Source organism: Solirubrobacter pauli (assembly GCF_003633755.1).
Taxonomy (GTDB): Bacteria; Actinomycetota; Thermoleophilia; order Solirubrobacterales; family Solirubrobacteraceae; genus Solirubrobacter; species Solirubrobacter pauli.
Genome location: NZ_RBIL01000002.1, coordinates 958,718 through 973,855, shown reverse-complemented (window position 1 = coordinate 973,855; position 15,138 = coordinate 958,718). Strand labels below are relative to the sequence as shown.

At 68.9% G+C, this 15,138-nt stretch carries 16 protein-coding genes and 1 pseudogene; 6 read left to right on the top strand and 11 right to left on the bottom strand.

Translation table 11 applies throughout. The features are described from left to right. Positions 1 to 31 precede the first annotated feature (31 nt). From aspS to C8N24_RS24295, 5 genes are read right to left on the bottom strand one after another with little or no spacing between them, the layout of a single operon-like run. Positions 32 to 1,807, bottom strand: coding sequence for an aspartate--tRNA ligase (aspS, locus tag C8N24_RS24315; protein ID WP_121255032.1), 1,776 nt, complete (start codon positions 1,805 to 1,807; stop codon positions 32 to 34). Continuing rightward, positions 1,804 to 3,045 carry a histidine--tRNA ligase gene (hisS, locus tag C8N24_RS24310; RefSeq protein ID WP_121255030.1) on the bottom strand — a complete coding sequence of 414 codons (1,242 nt, stop codon included), beginning with the start codon at positions 3,043 to 3,045 and terminating at the stop codon, positions 1,804 to 1,806. The genes aspS and hisS overlap by 4 nt, the downstream gene beginning before the upstream one ends. Then, the gene (locus C8N24_RS24305) at positions 3,042 to 3,677 is read right to left on the bottom strand and encodes an MBL fold metallo-hydrolase (RefSeq protein WP_121255028.1); all 636 of its coding nucleotides are present in this window, start codon (positions 3,675 to 3,677) and stop codon (positions 3,042 to 3,044) included. The genes hisS and C8N24_RS24305 overlap by 4 nt, the downstream gene beginning before the upstream one ends. Continuing rightward, complete coding sequence (locus C8N24_RS24300) at positions 3,677 to 4,039, bottom strand: hypothetical protein (RefSeq protein WP_121255026.1); 363 nt, start codon at positions 4,037 to 4,039, stop codon at positions 3,677 to 3,679. Before C8N24_RS24300 ends, C8N24_RS24305 begins: the two co-directional genes overlap by 1 nt. A 5-nt stretch (positions 4,040 to 4,044) precedes the next feature. Further along, positions 4,045 to 4,848 carry a hypothetical protein gene (locus C8N24_RS24295; RefSeq protein ID WP_170179381.1) on the bottom strand — a complete coding sequence of 268 codons (804 nt, stop codon included), beginning with the start codon at positions 4,846 to 4,848 and terminating at the stop codon, positions 4,045 to 4,047. A 30-nt stretch (positions 4,849 to 4,878) separates the two neighbouring features. On the opposite strand from C8N24_RS24295, the gene C8N24_RS24290 reads away from it, so the two are divergent. The 3 genes from C8N24_RS24290 to C8N24_RS24280 are packed head-to-tail and all read left to right on the top strand — an operon-like array spanning position 4,879 to position 7,104. Beyond that, on the top strand, positions 4,879 to 5,304 hold the full coding sequence (locus tag C8N24_RS24290) for a MarR family transcriptional regulator (RefSeq protein ID WP_121255022.1): 426 nt from the start codon (positions 4,879 to 4,881) through the stop codon (positions 5,302 to 5,304). After that, positions 5,301 to 6,626: an MFS transporter gene (locus C8N24_RS24285; protein ID WP_121255020.1), complete on the top strand. Its 1,326-nt coding sequence runs from the start codon at positions 5,301 to 5,303 to the stop codon at positions 6,624 to 6,626. The genes C8N24_RS24290 and C8N24_RS24285 overlap by 4 nt, the downstream gene beginning before the upstream one ends. Positions 6,627 to 6,654: 28 nt before the next feature. Beyond that, positions 6,655 to 7,104 (top strand): hypothetical protein, encoded by a 450-nt coding sequence (locus tag C8N24_RS24280; RefSeq protein ID WP_170179380.1) that lies wholly within the window; start codon positions 6,655 to 6,657, stop codon positions 7,102 to 7,104. A gap of 221 nt (positions 7,105 to 7,325) precedes the next feature. On the opposite strand, the pseudogene C8N24_RS35740 reads toward C8N24_RS24280, so the two are convergent. Both C8N24_RS35740 and C8N24_RS35735 read right to left on the bottom strand, forming a co-directional pair. Then, a pseudogene (locus C8N24_RS35740) lies at positions 7,326 to 7,556 on the bottom strand (relaxase domain-containing protein); the annotation flags it as partial. Then, complete coding sequence (locus tag C8N24_RS35735) at positions 7,528 to 7,761, bottom strand: relaxase domain-containing protein (protein ID WP_121255015.1); 234 nt, start codon at positions 7,759 to 7,761, stop codon at positions 7,528 to 7,530. The gene C8N24_RS35735 and the pseudogene C8N24_RS35740, both read right to left, overlap by 29 nt. 691 nt (positions 7,762 to 8,452) lie before the next feature. Here C8N24_RS35735 and C8N24_RS33420 point away from each other — a divergent pair. Together C8N24_RS33420 and C8N24_RS24260 are read left to right on the top strand one after the other, a co-directional pair. Further along, the gene (locus C8N24_RS33420) at positions 8,453 to 8,824 is read left to right on the top strand and encodes a Tse2 family ADP-ribosyltransferase toxin (RefSeq protein ID WP_147447964.1); all 372 of its coding nucleotides are present in this window, start codon (positions 8,453 to 8,455) and stop codon (positions 8,822 to 8,824) included. 110 nt (positions 8,825 to 8,934) lie between these two features. Continuing rightward, entirely contained in the window at positions 8,935 to 10,698 is a 1,764-nt protein-coding gene (locus tag C8N24_RS24260) for a reverse transcriptase domain-containing protein (RefSeq protein WP_170179378.1), read from the top strand. 301 nt (positions 10,699 to 10,999) lie between these two features. Here C8N24_RS24260 and C8N24_RS24255 read toward each other — a convergent pair whose 3' ends face one another. Next, positions 11,000 to 11,323 carry a ParB N-terminal domain-containing protein gene (locus tag C8N24_RS24255; protein WP_121255009.1) on the bottom strand — a complete coding sequence of 108 codons (324 nt, stop codon included), beginning with the start codon at positions 11,321 to 11,323 and terminating at the stop codon, positions 11,000 to 11,002. Between the two features lie 121 nt (positions 11,324 to 11,444). Here C8N24_RS24255 and C8N24_RS24250 point away from each other — a divergent pair, with 121 nt between their 5' ends. After that, the gene (locus C8N24_RS24250) at positions 11,445 to 12,488 is read left to right on the top strand and encodes an FTR1 family iron permease (RefSeq protein ID WP_147447963.1); all 1,044 of its coding nucleotides are present in this window, start codon (positions 11,445 to 11,447) and stop codon (positions 12,486 to 12,488) included. Here the strand turns inward: C8N24_RS24250 and C8N24_RS24245 are convergent. From C8N24_RS24245 to C8N24_RS35435, 3 genes are read right to left on the bottom strand one after another with little or no spacing between them, the layout of a single operon-like run. Continuing rightward, positions 12,448 to 13,173 (bottom strand): response regulator transcription factor, encoded by a 726-nt coding sequence (locus tag C8N24_RS24245; RefSeq protein WP_121255005.1) that lies wholly within the window; start codon positions 13,171 to 13,173, stop codon positions 12,448 to 12,450. The two genes, C8N24_RS24250 and C8N24_RS24245, sit on opposite strands and share 41 nt — an antisense overlap. Before the next feature lie 43 nt (positions 13,174 to 13,216). Continuing rightward, positions 13,217 to 14,962: an MOSC and FAD-binding oxidoreductase domain-containing protein gene (locus tag C8N24_RS24240; protein WP_121255003.1), complete on the bottom strand. Its 1,746-nt coding sequence runs from the start codon at positions 14,960 to 14,962 to the stop codon at positions 13,217 to 13,219. Then, positions 14,959 to 15,090 carry a hypothetical protein gene (locus C8N24_RS35435; RefSeq protein ID WP_281272666.1) on the bottom strand — a complete coding sequence of 44 codons (132 nt, stop codon included), beginning with the start codon at positions 15,088 to 15,090 and terminating at the stop codon, positions 14,959 to 14,961. The genes C8N24_RS24240 and C8N24_RS35435 overlap by 4 nt, the downstream gene beginning before the upstream one ends. Between the last annotated feature and the right edge of the window lie 48 nt (positions 15,091 to 15,138).

Sequence of the window (15,138 nt, the reverse complement as noted above, 5' to 3'; positions counted from 1 at the left end):
CCTCCCCATCGGAGGTTGAGCCGCTTGGGGTCTAGCCCTGAGGCGGCGGGACCGTCAGCTTGATGCCGACTTCGCTCAGCTGCGCGCCATCTACGCCGGCCGGCGCACCCGTGAGCGGATCCGACCCCGACGCGGTCTTCGGGAACGCGATCACGTCGCGGATCGAGTCGCGGTTGGCGAGGATCGCCACGATCCGGTCGATGCCCAGCGCAAGGCCACCGTGCGGCGGCGCGCCGTACTTGAGCGCGTCCAGCAGGAAGCCGAAGCGCGCGTCCGCCTCCTCCTCGGAGATGCCGAGTGCGGTGAACACCTGCTGCTGGACCTCGGGGCGGTTGATGCGGATCGATCCGCCGCCGATCTCGGAGCCGTTGAGCACGATGTCGTACGCGCGCGAGCGCAGGGAGCCGGGGTCGTCGAACGAGCCGGTCGGCGCCGTGAACGGGTGGTGCAGGGCGTCCCAGCGCTTCTGCTCGTCGTTCCACTCGAACATCGGGAAGTCCACGACCCACAGGAGCTCGTGGCGGCCTTCCGGGATCAGGTCGTAGCGGCGCGCGATCTCCAGCCGCAGCTCGCCCAGGGCGGTGGCGGCAACGTTCGCGCGGGCGTCGGCGACGATCAACAGCAGGTCGCCCGGCTTGGCCTCGAGCGCCCGTTCGATCGCCGCGCGGTCCTCGTCGCTGAGCGCCTTGGCGACCGGCGAGCGCCATGTGCCGCCCTCTTCGACGACCGCCCACACCAGGCCGCCGGCGCCGTAGCGCTTGACGACCTCGGTCAGCTCGTCGGCGATCTTGCGGGACGCCTCACGCGGCCCGGCGTTGAAGCCGCGGATGACGCCGCCGCCCTCGAGCACGCCCTTGAAGACGCGGAACTCGGTGTTGGCGACCGCGTCGGCGAGGTCGGAGATCTCCAGCGCGAAGCGCAGGTCCGGCTTGTCCGAGCCGTACTTGAGCAGCGCCTCGTCGTAGGCCATGCGCGGCCACGGCGCCGGGGGCGCGGGGAAGCCGGCGTCCTCGAAGACGCGCGACAGCAGGCCTTCGATCGTGCCGAGGACGTCCTCCTCCTCGACGAAGCCCATCTCGAGGTCGAGCTGGGTGAACTCCGGCTGGCGGTCGGCGCGCAGGTCCTCGTCGCGGAAGCAGCGGGCGATCTGGTAGTAGCGCTCGTAGCCGCTCATCATCAGCAGCTGCTTGAACAGCTGCGGCGACTGCGGGAGCGCGTAGAACGCACCCGGGCTCAGGCGCGCCGGGACCAGGAAGTCGCGCGCGCCCTCGGGCGTCGAGCGCGTGAGGATCGGCGTCTCGATCTCGAGGAAGTCGTTCGCGTTCAGGAAGTCGCGGATCGACCGGTTGACCGTGTGCCGCAGGATCATCGACTCCTGCATGCCCTGGCGGCGCAGGTCGAGCATCCGGTGACGCAGGCGGATCATCTCGTCCACCTGGCCGTCCTCGTCGATCGCGAACGGCGGCGTCAGCGACTCCGCGAGGTGCTCGGCCTCCTTGACGTCGAGCTCCACCTCGCCCGTCTTGAGGTTCGGGTTGACGTTGCGCTCGTCGCGCTTGACCAGCTCGCCCGCCGCAGTCAGCACGTGCTCGGGACGCAGCTTCTCCGCGAGCGCGAACGACGGCGACTCGGGATGGAACGTGAGCTGCACGATCCCCGACCGGTCGCGCAGGTCGATGAAGATCACGCCGCCGTGGTCGCGCCGGCGGTTGACCCAGCCGGCCACGCGCACGTTCTCACCCACCCGTCCGGCGTCGAGCTCGCCGGCCCAGGCGTCGCGGTACAGGTTGGCGCGGGGTGGTCTCACAGCGATCCTCTGATGTGGTGCATGACGGTTTCGGGCGCGACGAGCTTGTCCTCGCCGCCGTCGCGATCGCGCAGCTGGACACCTTCGTCGCCGAAGATGGCAACGTAGCGGGCGCCGCTGCGGGAGGCCTGCTTGAGCTGGCCCTTCAGGCTGCGTCCGGCGAGTTCGAGTCTGGTGCTGTGCCCCGCCCGCCGGGCGTCGGAGGCGAGCTTGAAGGCCGCCGTCTTGTGGCCCGGCTCGTACGCGACGTACAGGCCGACGGGCGGCTCGACCGGGGTCGGCTGCGTGCTGGCCATCAGCATCCGCTCGACGCCGGCGGCCCAGCCCATGCCGGGCGTCGGCTGCCCCCCGATCTGCTCGGCCAGCCCGTCGTAGCGACCGCCGCCGCCCAGCGTGTTCTGCGCCGCCTCGAGCGCGCCGGACTGGAACTCGAAGAGCGTGCGCGTGTAGTAGTCCAGGCCGCGGACGAGCGTCGTGTCGACCGTGTAGGCGAGGTCCGCCGCGGTCAGCAGGTCCTGCACCTCGGCGAAGTGGTCCAGGTCCTCCTGCGGGAGGCGGTCGATCAGGCGCGGGGCGTTGGCCATCACCCGCTGCGTGGACTCGTGCTTGGCGTCGAAGGCGCGCAGCGGGTTGAGGTCGATGCGGCTCTTGACCTCCTCGCTCAGCTGGTCCTCGTGCGCGCGCAGGTACTGCTTGAGCTCCTCGCGGTACGCGGCGCGCGACTCGGGCTGGCCGAGCGTGGCGAGCACGAGCTTGACGTCCCGCGCGCCGATCGCCTCGAGGATCTCGCTGAGGAGCAGGATCACCTCGGCGTCGACGGCCGGGTCGGCCGATCCGATCGCCTCCGCGCCGATCTGCCAGAACTGGCGGAAGCGGCCGGCCTGCGGGCGCTCGTAGCGGAAGAACTGGCTCATGTACCAGTACTTCACCGGCTGCGGGTCCTTGTGCTTGCCGTGCTCGAGGTAGGCGCGAACGGCCGGTGCGGTGCCCTCGGGACGTAGCGTGATGCTGTCGCCGGAGCCGTCCTGGAAGGTGTACATCTCCTTCTGGACGACGTCCGTCGCCTCGCCGACCGTGCGGCTGAACAGCTGCGTGGCCTCGAAGGTGGGCGTCTCGATGCGGCCGTAGCCGGCGCGACCGAGGATCTTCCCCGCGGTCGACTCGAGCCCGGCGCGTTCCCCCGCGAGGTCGGGCAGCACGTCGTACGTGCCGCGCGGAGCCTGGATCTTCTTGCTCACGGGCGCGCGAGCTCGTTCAGGAACGGGTTCGACAGGCGCTCGCGGCCGAGCGTCGTCGGCTCCATGTGGCCGGGCAGGACGCCGGTCTCGTCGGGCAGGCTGTCGAGGAGCTTCTGGATGCTCGCCATCAGGGTCGCGTGGTCGGCGCCCGGGAGGTCCGTGCGGCCGATCGAGTCCTTGAACAGGACGTCGCCGGAGAAGATCGCCTTCTCGGCCGGGATGCTGTACGTCACGTGGTCCGGGCTGTGGCCGGGCGTGCCGATGACGTTGATGGTGAAGCCCGCGAGGTTCAGGACGTCGCCGTTCTTGACCGTGTGCTCGGGCGTGTAGTTGTCGAACGTGAGGCCCGGGAACGCGAACGAGTTGATGTCCTCGAGCATGAAGACCTCGCCCGCGGGGCAGTAGACCGGCGCGCCGGTCGCCTCCGCCATCGCCTTGACCGCCCCGACGTGGTCGAAGTGGCAGTGCGTGATCAGGATCGCCTCGGGCGTGGTCCCGAGCTCTTCGAGCGCGTTGAGCAGCTTCTCCGGCTCGTCGCCCGGGTCGATCAGCAGCGCCTTGTCCGCGCCCTCCTGGCGGGCGATCCAGGTGTTCTCCTGGACCGGCCCGACGGTCAACCAGCGTGCCTCCATCAGCGCTTCTGGTTCACGCGCAGCAGGTTCTTCTTGTAGACCCAGCGATCGGTCACGTAGGCGAGCGGCGTGTAGATCAGCATCGCCATCGCCGCGAGCAGGATGCCCTGGCTGACGGTGGTGTCCCCACCGAAGATCCCGACCTGGGTCAGGATGAACAGCAGGACGGCCATGGCACCGGCCTTCATCGCGGCGCTGTTCCACGTCGGCGGCTTCGTGACCCGGCGCTGCCGCGCCTGGTCCCGCATCGACGACTTCGTCTCCGCCTCGGTGGGCTTGCGACCGGTACGGCCGCGGGCCTCGATCGCACCGGCGGCGTTGCCGCGGTGCTTGGTCCGCCTCTTGCGCTTCGTCTGGGCCATGGAACCTACGAGGATAGGTGATCTTCCAGCGGTGCCGGACCTCGCAGCGGAACGTCCTCCGGGAAGCCTTCGTGCGCGGCCCGCGGGGCGGGCGCGACCAGCTCGGCGCCCGTGACCGTGGCGTGCGCGCGGACCGCCGCGACCACATCGGCCATGGTCGTCCGGGTGTGGTCCTCGATGTTGGTCGAGACCTGCGTCGTCGTGCTGAGCTGGAGGCCGAGGGCGCGGACGTCGAGGTCGCTGCGGAGCTTGAGCGCGATCTCCTTCGCGGTGGCGAGGGGCGCGTCGATCTCGACGTTGAACGCCACCAGCGGCGGGCGCGCCGTCACCAGCGTGGCGCCCGCCGTCGGGTGGAGGTCGTGCGGCCCGAAGTCGGGCGTGAAGCCGGCCAGGCCGCCGGGCTTCCTCAGCTCGGCCCGCGTCCGGCCGCCGGCGAGGTCGCCGTACAGGTAGACGGGGATGCCGAGCCGGCCGAGCTCGTCGGCGAGGACGAGCGCCTCCGCCGTCGCCGCGCCCCGGTCCTCAGGGTCGAGGTAGACGATCGGCGCCACGTCGAGCGCACCCACCCGTGGGTGCAGGCCCTGGTGGTGCGTGAGGTCGATCTCCTCCAGCAACACGCGCGCGCCCGCGAGGACCTGCTGGTGCAACTGCCCCGGCCCGCCCGTGAGCGTGAACACCGCGCGGTTGTGGTCCGCGTCGCTGGACCAGCACACCGGCGCGAACGCCTGCGCGAGCCGGTCGAGCTTCGCCTGGTCGCGACCTTCAGAGACGTTGGGCACCGAGATCAGCACGGCGCGTGATCCTGGCACGTCCCGAATCATTCGCTAGGCTAATTAGCGATGCGAACCATCTCCACCACCGACCTCGCCCATCGCCTGCGCCCGGTGCTGACCCGGCTCGCGCGGCGGATGCGCCAGGAGGCGACCGGAGACCTCACGCCGACGCAGATCGCCGCGCTCGTCACGGTCGTGCGCTTCGGCCCGCTGACGCCCTCGGAGCTGGCGTCGCGTGAGCGCATCCAGCGCCCCACCGCGACGCGCGTCCTCGGATTGTTCGAGGAACGCGGCCTGATCGAGCGGACGGCCGATCCGTCCGACCGCCGTTCTTCGTTGGTGAGTGCCACGGACCGCGCCGAGGCGCTGCTCGCCGAGGTGCGCGACAAGAAGGACGCCTACCTGGCGCAGCGGCTGGACACGCTCACCCCGGCCGACCTCGCGACGCTCGAAGCCGCCGCCGAGATCCTGGAGCGGGTGCTGGACGAGTGACCGCCACGATCGAGCGCACCTTCAGCTCCCTGCGGGTCCCGAACTACCGCAAGTACTTCACCGGCCAGGTGATCTCGATCACCGGCAACTGGATGCAGATCGTCGGCGAGATGTGGCTGATGGTCAAGCTGACGGGGTCCGGCGTCTCGGTCGGCCTGACCGCCGGGTTGCAGTTCCTGCCGATCCTGCTCTTCGGCGCCTGGGGCGGCCTGCTCGCCGACCGCATGTCCAAGCGCACGCTGCTGACGTTCACGCAGATGGCGATGGTCGTGCCGGCGGTGACGCTGTTCGTGCTGGCTTTGACCGGTGCCGCTCAGCCGTGGATGGTGCTGGCTCTGGTGCTCGTGCGGGGATCGATCCTGGCGCTCGACAACCCGGCGCGGCAGTCGTTCGTGGTCGAGATCGTCGGCTCTGACCGGGTGCTCAACGCGGTGGCCCTGAACTCGGTCGTGGTGCACTGCTCGCGCATCCTCGGGCCGGCCGCGGCCGGCACGATCATCGCGGTGCTGGGCATCGCGCCCTGCTTCGCGGTCAACGCGGCGTCGTTCATCGCGATGTTGATCGCGCTGCGGACGATGGACGCGTCGAAGCTGCACACGCCGAAGCTGGCGGAGCGCAAGGGCGGCGAGCTGCGCAGCGCGCTGCGCTACGTGGCCCGAACGCCCGAGCTGCGGATCCCGCTGGCGATGATGGCGCTGGTCGGGACGATCTCGTTCAACTTCCAGGTGCTGCTGCCGCTGCTGGCCGACTTCACCTGGCACGGCACGGCGGCGACCTACGCGGGCCTGACGGCCGCGATGGGCGTGGGTTCCGTGGCGGGCGCGTTGGCGGCGGGCGCGCGCGGCCGCGTGTCCGGCTCGCTCCTCGTGCTGTCGTCCTTATTGTTCGGCATCTTTTTGATAGCGGCGGCCGCGGCGCCGACCCTGTGGCTGCAGATCCTGGCGCTGGTGCCGTTGGGCGCGGCTTCGGTGACGTTCGCCGCGGGAGTGAACAGCTCGCTGCAGATCGCGGTCGAGCCGGTCATGCGCGGACGCGTGATGGCGCTCTACTCGATCGTCTTCCTGGGCTCCACGCCGATCGGCGCGCCGCTGGTCGGCTGGCTGGCCGAGGCCGCCGGCCCGCGAGCCGGTCTGGTCGCGGGCGGAATAGCCGCATTGGCCGCCGCTGCATTCGCTGCTGCGGCGTTCCGGCGCGCGGACAGCTACCCTCGCCAGGACCATGGCATCGAGTCCGCTGGAGACGGTCGCACGCAACCACGGAGCGGTAGTGGCCGAACGCCACGGCCGCAGAGTGCCGGCGCACTTCGGCTCGATCGGCGCTGAAGAAGCCGTCTGCCAGAAGTCGGTCGGCATGGCCGACCGATCAGACCGCGAGACGTACGAGCTGCGCGGCGACCCGACCGCGGTCGAGACGGCCTTGACCGAGCTCGGCCCACTGGTCTGGGCGTCCTTCATCGGCGCCGACCGTGCCCTGGTGCGCTGCGAGGCCGAGTCCTCGCCCGAGGTCTCGGACGTGTTGGAGCACTACCCGGACATCTCGGCGCACGTCCGCACCTCCGCCTACGCGGCGATCGGCCTGATCGGGCCGCGCGCGTCGGATCTGCTGAACGAGGTCGATCTCACGCCGTCGGGGCTGATCGTCCGCGAGGGCCGCGACGCATTCGAGATTCTGTTGCCCGCCGACCACGGCGCGGAGCTGTGGAACTTCCTCGTCGAGTCGGGTGAGCCGTTCGACCTGGCGTGTGTGGGGCACGACGCGCTGGATCGCTTGGCGGCGTCGCGGCGCATCGCGTCGGACTGAGGTCTAGAGCCGCGGAATCATAATCCGCGTGTCGGGGGTTCGAGTCCCTCCTCCGGCATCACCTTCCAGGGCCAGACTTGGCTCTACTGCAGGACTTCCTCGGTTGGTGCTTGGTTCGCGTCCGACCGCTACTTGCCCCAGCAAACCCCCTGCTGGTGTCCCCTGTGTCCCCCACCCTGTCCCCGAGGGGATCGAGTTTTCGGGGGTCCCGCCTAGGTAGGTCATGGCGAACTGGCGCAAGAACTCGTTTCCCGGGCGTCTACGTCTCGCACTCGACGACGCGGATCGCCAGCACGAGACGTTCGGTGGCGGAACGCCGCAGCGACGAGCCCCGACGCCTCCTCGACGATCACGCCACCGTGCCCGCGCCGCACAGCCGCGGCCGCCCGCTCGATGTGGCCGACCGCTTCACGCACCGCGGCGTCATGTGCGCCCGCGCACGCGCGAGCGCGTCTCTTCGTCCCCGAGCCCGAATAGGACGCTGACGCTCTTCGGCGCCGAGAATGTCAGGTCCAGCCCGGCGACGCTCGCGCGGCTTGTCGATGTCCGCAGCTCTGTCCCGTCTCGAGGGTCAAGCCCCGTCGAGCACACGCCGAAAGTCGTCAGCGCCAACCTCGTCCCCGGAGTCCGAGCTCGTGTGCGGCTGCGCCGATCCATCGACCCCGTGCCTCGCTCGGTCCGACGTAGTAGTCCTCGACGCCACCGCCAACGCTCTGCACGACATCGACACGCACCTCGGCCTGGTCGGGGTAGTACTTCGCCTGGTGGGCCGCGAGCTTGCCGATGGAGAGCATCGCTATCTCCACAAGCCGCCAAGAGCCGCTCGCGGGCAAAAGCCTCGCGACCAGTGTTAGAGCGCTGACCAGAGCGTGGGCGGGCATCTGAGTCGTGGCTGTTCGGGCGGACGTATGCATCCCCCCCGTCTCGCCCACCCCGCGCGACGTCGGCGCTTACTTAACGCGTGGTGCACCCACCGTCGTCGTCATCGGCCAGCGTTTCGAATGCGCTCATCTGCTGGTCTAGCCGACGAACGGCGCTTCGTGGCCATACCAGACTCTCTGCGCTCCGCCGAAGGTGCGCCGCAATCAGCGTGTCGGTAGACGGCGCCTCGCAGCTCGGGCCTCGGCCCAGCACCTCCGGTGCAGTGGTGTGCCTGAGATCGGCGACGTCCGAAACGCGGAGATAGCGATCAATGGAGCGACTGAGAAGCCTGGTGCCGCCCAGTGTGGGTCACGTCTAGCGCGAGACGCGCAGCCAGTAGATCCGTCTGGAATCTCGCGCGCAATGAAATAGCTGTGACTGCGTCGAAGCGGGCACTCTGCGCAAGCACTTCACTAGGCTTTTCAGCGTGCGCGATCTCTTTCGAGCGATGAAGGTCGACGGAGATCGACCACAGGTGGGTGATAGCGCGCGGCAACTCGGCGTGCGAGAGCCCGATGACGTCGTTCCCGACGACGAAGGAAAGGTCCATCCAGGCGGCGGCGGGATGAGCGTAACTCCGGACGATCCATGGGAGCTCCCGCCCTACAGGCGCCCCGAGGAATATGGCGGGACTGGCAAGGATCCGGTGTGGCGAATCGACGAAGACCAACTCGGGAGTAGCCTCAACTTTGTGCCCGATGCGGTCTTTCACGGGGTCATCGAGCCAGCGGCAGCGGTCCAGCTCTCAATGTTTCGCGCCACCCTCGCTGAGACACAGCCGTACTGGTCCCTGGCATGACGGAAGATCTCGCTGTTCCATCTGCGCTTAGCCTCCTCCGCCGTCAGTTGCTCGAGGGAGCGTCGCGTGCGGATCTTCTATTGCCCCTCAGAGCCCTCCAGATGCGGGGGATGAGCCAACTCGACCTGACGGTTCAGATCGAACGTCTGCGCGCGGTCAACGACGCCACAACGGATGACGAAGAGTTCGAAGAGCGGTGCCTCACCGTGCTGGACCTCGTCCACGGCGTCACGCACGACTCGCTTGTATGGGACGCTGCTCATGAAGCGGCCGCACTGCTTCCACGAGCGATTGGCAGGGAGGAACTGGCCGGCGCGACAACCCACGCGTTGGTCCCCTCCGATCTTCTCCCTCCGCGGGCGACTCCCGACGAGACCCAAGTTGTCGACGTCGCGGGGCTGCTGGGCGAGTCGGTCGGACGAGTCATCGAGGCATTCGAACTCAGGCCACAGCGAGCCGCCATAGTCCGAGCGCCCAAGGGCGCGTTCACATCGCGTCCCGCGGCGGTTCTCGCGTTCCCCGACCGCCTGATCTTTGAGGCCTTGGCGAGCGTTGTCGAGGGCAAGCTTGACGATGCGCTGCCGGAGATGGTCATTTGGCCCCGCAACCGAACCGATAAAGGTTCCGCCACGTACACGCAGCGCGTCGTCGACTGGCAGTCCGCCTACGTCGTCAAGGCCGACGTTTCGCACTTCTTTGAATCGATAGATCACTCTCTGCTCGCGGTCTTTCTGACGACGCATCTTCGAGTTTCCACTGTGGTCGCGCGGGCAATCGAAGCGTTCCTCGACGCGACTATGGGCTTCCGCCGCGGGTTGCCGCAAGGCCCACTCGCCAGCGATGTCCTAGCGTCCGCATACCTCTTGCCGCTAGACCTTCGCCTCGCCGAGAGCGCCACGCCGTATTTGCGTTACGCGGACGACTACTACTTCCCAGTTCAGAATCTCGGCCAAGGCCGTCGTCTGCTTCAGCGAATGGAGCGATGGCTCAACGACATCGGACTCGCCTTGAATTCGGAAAAGACGTCGATCATGCGTATGTCGAGTTTCGTGGAGGGTCTAGAGCATCACGGCGTTCACAGACTGAAGGAGCGGTTGGTGGATGAACGCCGCGAACTGCTCGAGCAAGCAGAAGATGCCGACGACGCCGCCGGCATCCTTGAACGAACCGGCATCCCCGACGACACTATCTGGGCGCTTCTGTATCACCATTCCGTCACGATCGAAGACGTCTTCGACCAACTTGTCACCGGCAATGCCGAAGAGTTCGAGGACGTCTACGGTTACTTCTTCAGGCAGTGCGCAACGATTCTCCGACGAGGCGACAACAACGACGAGATCCCAGCCGTAGCGAGCCTCGCATTGGAGTGTCTGGCACTCCTCGCTCGGACCGACGTACAGCTTCCTGACCGCGATCTAGCGGAAGTCCATCGATGGTTTCCGCAACTGACTCCACACGTGGTTGAATACCTGACGCGGGGAACGCACTCAACCTGGAATTTGTCGGTTGAGTACATACGGAGCATGCTCACTCAACCGACTTGCGTGGACTGGGTCGACGCTTGGATGTGCCACGCAGCGTCCAAACTAGACCCGACGGACTTCCCGCGCGACGAGTTGCGTAGCATCGCGCAGGACCGCCAGGTCGCGCCTCTAACAGCAACCGAGGCTGTGCGCTCGTTGGCGTTCCACCAGCAGCTCGAAGAATTGGATTGGCGCCAAGCCTACGAGCGCGTAGGTCCGGCCCTCGGCTCCGAGATGTTGTTTGCTGGGCTCGAGATGCGAGAACGAGCGCCTTGGCTCCGGCTCTACCTCACGGCAGCAGCTGCACCCGGCGTTCGCGCGATCCTCGAAGCTGTTGAGTCGCGCGAGTGACCGTCGTCGCAGTCGTGTCCCCTTCTGTGTCCCAACTGCCGCCTCACCAGAGGTAGCGCCATCTCTCGGTCCAATCATAATCCGCGTGTCGGAGCTTGAGTCACGCGTCGCTTTCTTGCCAACGTCCGGCAGCGTCAACACGGTCGTCAATGGGATCAACGCGACTCCAGAACCGGTGTAGTTGCCGCTCCCCGGCAGCCACCGGTGCAGGGTCTGCTGGGTGGAGATGTTCTCGATGAGGTCCCGTCCGCCCTCCCGTCATGCCGTCGACCTGCGACGGCTCCAGTAGCCGCGGCCACGGTCAAATCTGCTCGGGGGCGTCCCGGGCGCGCTGGATGCGCACAGGCAGATCGGACCACTTCGCTTCAAGAGCCGCCCCGTAGGTGGCGTTTCCGTCGACGATCTCGTACTGCCCCGTGGCGAGCGGCCGCACAACGATGGGTTGGCGGCGTCCTCGTTCTCCTCGCGCTGCCTCGGCCATTCGTGCCGCGGCGGTCGCGACGGAATCGGGCTGGCTGGCGGGTGGTTTCGACGCGACGAGGTGCCCGAGCGCGACGACCGTCGAATCCTCGTCGTGTTCGAAGTAGAGGTGATGGCCGTACGGCAGCGACTCGACAGCGCTCATGATGTCTGCTCCACGGATCGGGTCGGACTCGTGAAGTCCAACATGGCACGGGCATGAGCCAACCTGAACGCAACCTGACTGACGGCTGGAGATCAGTGGAGGAGCTTTTAGGGTGCCCTAAGTGCCTTCTCTCCGTTATCGGCGGACGTTGATCTGGGCGGCGGCCGCGGTGGTGCTCGTCGGCCTGGTGTACCTGATGGCGACTGCTTCCACCGGCCCGGTCGACCCGACCGAGATCAGCCATCCGCAGAGCCACGCGACGATCGTGTTCAACTCGGCGATGATCGTGTTCCGCGAGGGGTTGGAGGCGGTGCTGATCTTCGCCGCAGTCACGGCCAGCATGCGCGGGGCCAACGCGGAGCGCCGGGTGCCGGTGGTGCTCGGCGCGGGATGCGCGTTCGTCGCGACGGTGGCGACGTGGTTCGTCGTGCAGGCCGTGCTGGACGCGGCGTCGTCGCTAGGGCCGCGGCTGGAGGCGATCACCGGGTTCATCGCGATCGTCGTGCTGCTGGTGGTCCTGAACTGGTTCGTGCACAAGGTGTACTGGTCGCAGTGGATCGCGCGGCATCACCGGCGGCGGCGGACGCTGCTCGCGCAGGTGGGCATCGGCGCGAGCTTCGGCCTCGTGGCGCTCGGGTTCACGAGCGTCTACCGGGAGGGGTTCGAGGTCGTGCTGTTCCTGCAGAACCTGCAGCTGCAGGACGGGACCGGGACGGTCCTGGAGGGTGTCGGGATCGGGTTGGCGGCCACGGCGGTGGTCGGGGCGCTCACGTTCTGGCTGCATGCCAAGCTCCCGTACCGGCGCATGCTGATCCTGACCGGCGTCCTGGTCGGCATCGTCCTGGTCGTGATGATCGGCGGGACGGCGTTGAGCTTCGTGGAGCTGGGTTGGCTGCCGCGCCACGACACGCCGTTCACGGTGCCCGAGTGGCTCGGCTCGTGGTTCGAGGTCTACTCGGTGTGGGAGACGCTCGCCGCGCAGGCCCTGGCGGCACTGTTCGTGATCGGGTCCTACTACGCCGCCGAGTACTTGAAGGTCACGCGGCCGCGCCGACGTGGCGAAGCGGTCACCGCCCACCGCGCGACCGAGGCGCCGGCCGCGCCCGCGACCGCGGCCGCTGCGGTCACGGCTGAAGCGTCCGTGCCGGTGTCGGCCGGCCGGTAGCCGCGGCGGTCGCGGGGACTCGCCGCAGCACGTAGCCGACGCCCCGCGCCGTCTCGATCTGCTCGCTCGCATCCAGCGCGCGGAGCTTGCGGCGCAACCGCCCGACGTACGCGTCCAGCGTGTTCTCGTTGACGATCGCGCCGTCCGGCCAACCCGCCGCCACCAACTCGCGCCGGCGCACCACGACGCCCGGCCGGGCGATCAGCACCGCGAGGACCCGGAACTCGGTCGGGGTGAGCGCCTCGGTGCGCTCACCGACGCTCACCCCGTGCCGGCTGGGGTCCAGACGCAGCTCCCCGGGCGCCGCGGCCGGCAACAGCGCGACGCGACGACGCTTCACCAGCGCGTGCGCGCGCACGACCAACTCGGCCAACGCGAACGGCTTGCTGAGGAAGTCATCGCCACCGGCATGGAACGCCGACAACTTGTCGGCCAGCTGCCCGCGCGCGGTGAGGAACAGCACCGGCGCGTCCACGCCGTGCGCCCGCAAGGCCTGGCACACGTCACGTCCGTCGGCGTCGGGCAGGCCGATGTCGAGCACCAGCAGGTCCGGCGGATCCTCCGAGAACACGCGCACCGCGTCCCGCCCGGTCCCGGTCACGCGCACCCGGAAGGACTCGGCCGCCAGCGCGCGGGCGAGCACCGACTGCAGTTGCTGATCGTCTTCGCAGATCCCCACGCGCATCCCAACAGCATCGCCGCTGGTTCTGACGAGAACCTGAGTGCGCTCAGAGATCCAGGACGAGGTCGTCCTGGGGGCGCGCGCAGCAGATCAGGGTGCTGCCGTCGGACGGCGGTTCGAGCGGGTCCGGGTCGTAGGTGACGTCGCCGGCGATGAGGGTCGTCTCGCAGTTGTGGCACACGCCGGTCCGGCAGGACCAGCGGACCGGGACGTCGCAGGCCTCGGCCAGCTCCAGCAGGTTCGGGAAGTCGTCACTCCACGGGACGGACAGACCGCTGCGGGCGAACTCGATCGTCGGCGCGCCCGCCGAGGGCACGTGTCCCTCGGGGAGATGCGGCGCTCGCGTCGGCGCCGACGCGATGCCGGGCGTCAGACCTGCCGCCGGACCGAACGGCTCGGTGTGGATGCGCGACGGAGCAAGGCCGACGGCCGCCAGGCCCGCGGTGATGTCGGTCATGAACGGCGCCGGGCCGCACACGTACGCGTCGGCGTCCCGCGGGAGGCCGAGCTCGGCGAGCGCAGCACCCGTCAGGCGGCCCGCCTCGTCGAAGTCGCGGCCCAGCACGTCGTCCACGCCCGGGCGACTGTAAAAGATGCGCGTCTTTACGTTCAATAGCTCGCTGCAGAGCCGATGCGCCTCGGAAGCGAACGGGTGCTCACGGCCGGAACGAGCGCCGTGCAGCCACCAGACCTCCCCCGCGAACCGCTCACGAACCAGCGCGTGGAGCATCGCGAGGACCGGCGTGGCGCCGATGCCGGCGCTGATCAACACGACCGGACCGCCGGTCTCGCCCAACGTGAACGTTCCGCGGGGCGCGGCGACGGGGAGCTCGTCGCCGACGGACAGCCGCGTGTGGAGGAAGCCACTCCCTACGCCGTCGGGCTCGTGCTTGACGGTGACGCGGTACGACGCGGCGCCCGGCGGGCCGGACAGCGAGTAGTTGCGCAGGACCGAGGGCGACGAGCCCAGACGCAGCGTCAAGTACTGGCCCGGCAGCGCGGGCGCAAGCGCGACGCCGTCCGGGTCCTCGAAGACGACCGAGATCACCGAGTCGCTCTCTCGCTCGATCGCGCCGACCCGCAGCTCCCGGAAGCCGGGCCACGCCGGCGGTGGGCTCGCCGCGACGAGACCCGCGTTGCCGCCGCCCGTGCTGGAGAGCAACTCGCGGAACGAGCCCTGCCAGCCCGGGCTCAGAGCCGGAATCCGCAGAGCGCGCGCCAGCTGCTCCCGCGGATGCCCCGGCAGGTACAGCAGCGCGTCGACCTCGGCGACCGTCATCCGCTCCGGTCCGTCAGACACCTTCACGATCTCGTCGCCCGCTTCCACCTCCCCCTCTTCGAGCACGCGGAAGTAGAACCCGGGCCGCCGGTGCGAGACGAGCAGCGCCGGGATCCGCGGGTCGTTCATGCGCAGGCCGACGCGGTAGCACGTCACGCGCGGTTGGGTGACCTCCAGCAGGACACCGCCGACCCGGTAGCGGTCGCCGATGCAGACCTCGTCGTCCGCCAAGCCGGACACGGTGAAGTTCTCGCCGAACTGGCCGAACACGAAGTCGTCGCGACCCAGCTCGGACTCCCAGTAGCGGTAAGACTCGATCTGGTAGGCGAAGACGGCCCGCTGCTCGCCGCCGTGGCCGCCGAGGTCGCCCTGGCCGTCACCGTCGACGTTGAGCCGGCGCACGCGCCGGGCCCCGGCGACCGGCTCCTTGAACACCCCGGTCAAGACCGTGCGCCCCTGCCACGCCACGTCCTTCGGCAGGCCGACGTTGACCGAGAGCAGGCGCCCGCTCATCGCGCCTTCCGCGCGGCGGCCTGCGCCTGCAGCAGCGGGCCTGGGTCGTAGACGGCGGCAGCGGCGGCGAAGCGCATGCGCGAGATCCCCAACTGGTGCAGGAGCTCGGGGAACACATATCGGGCCATGGTCACGTCTCCTCTGACTTCAGCGCCGGACCGTTCCGAGGCGCTGTC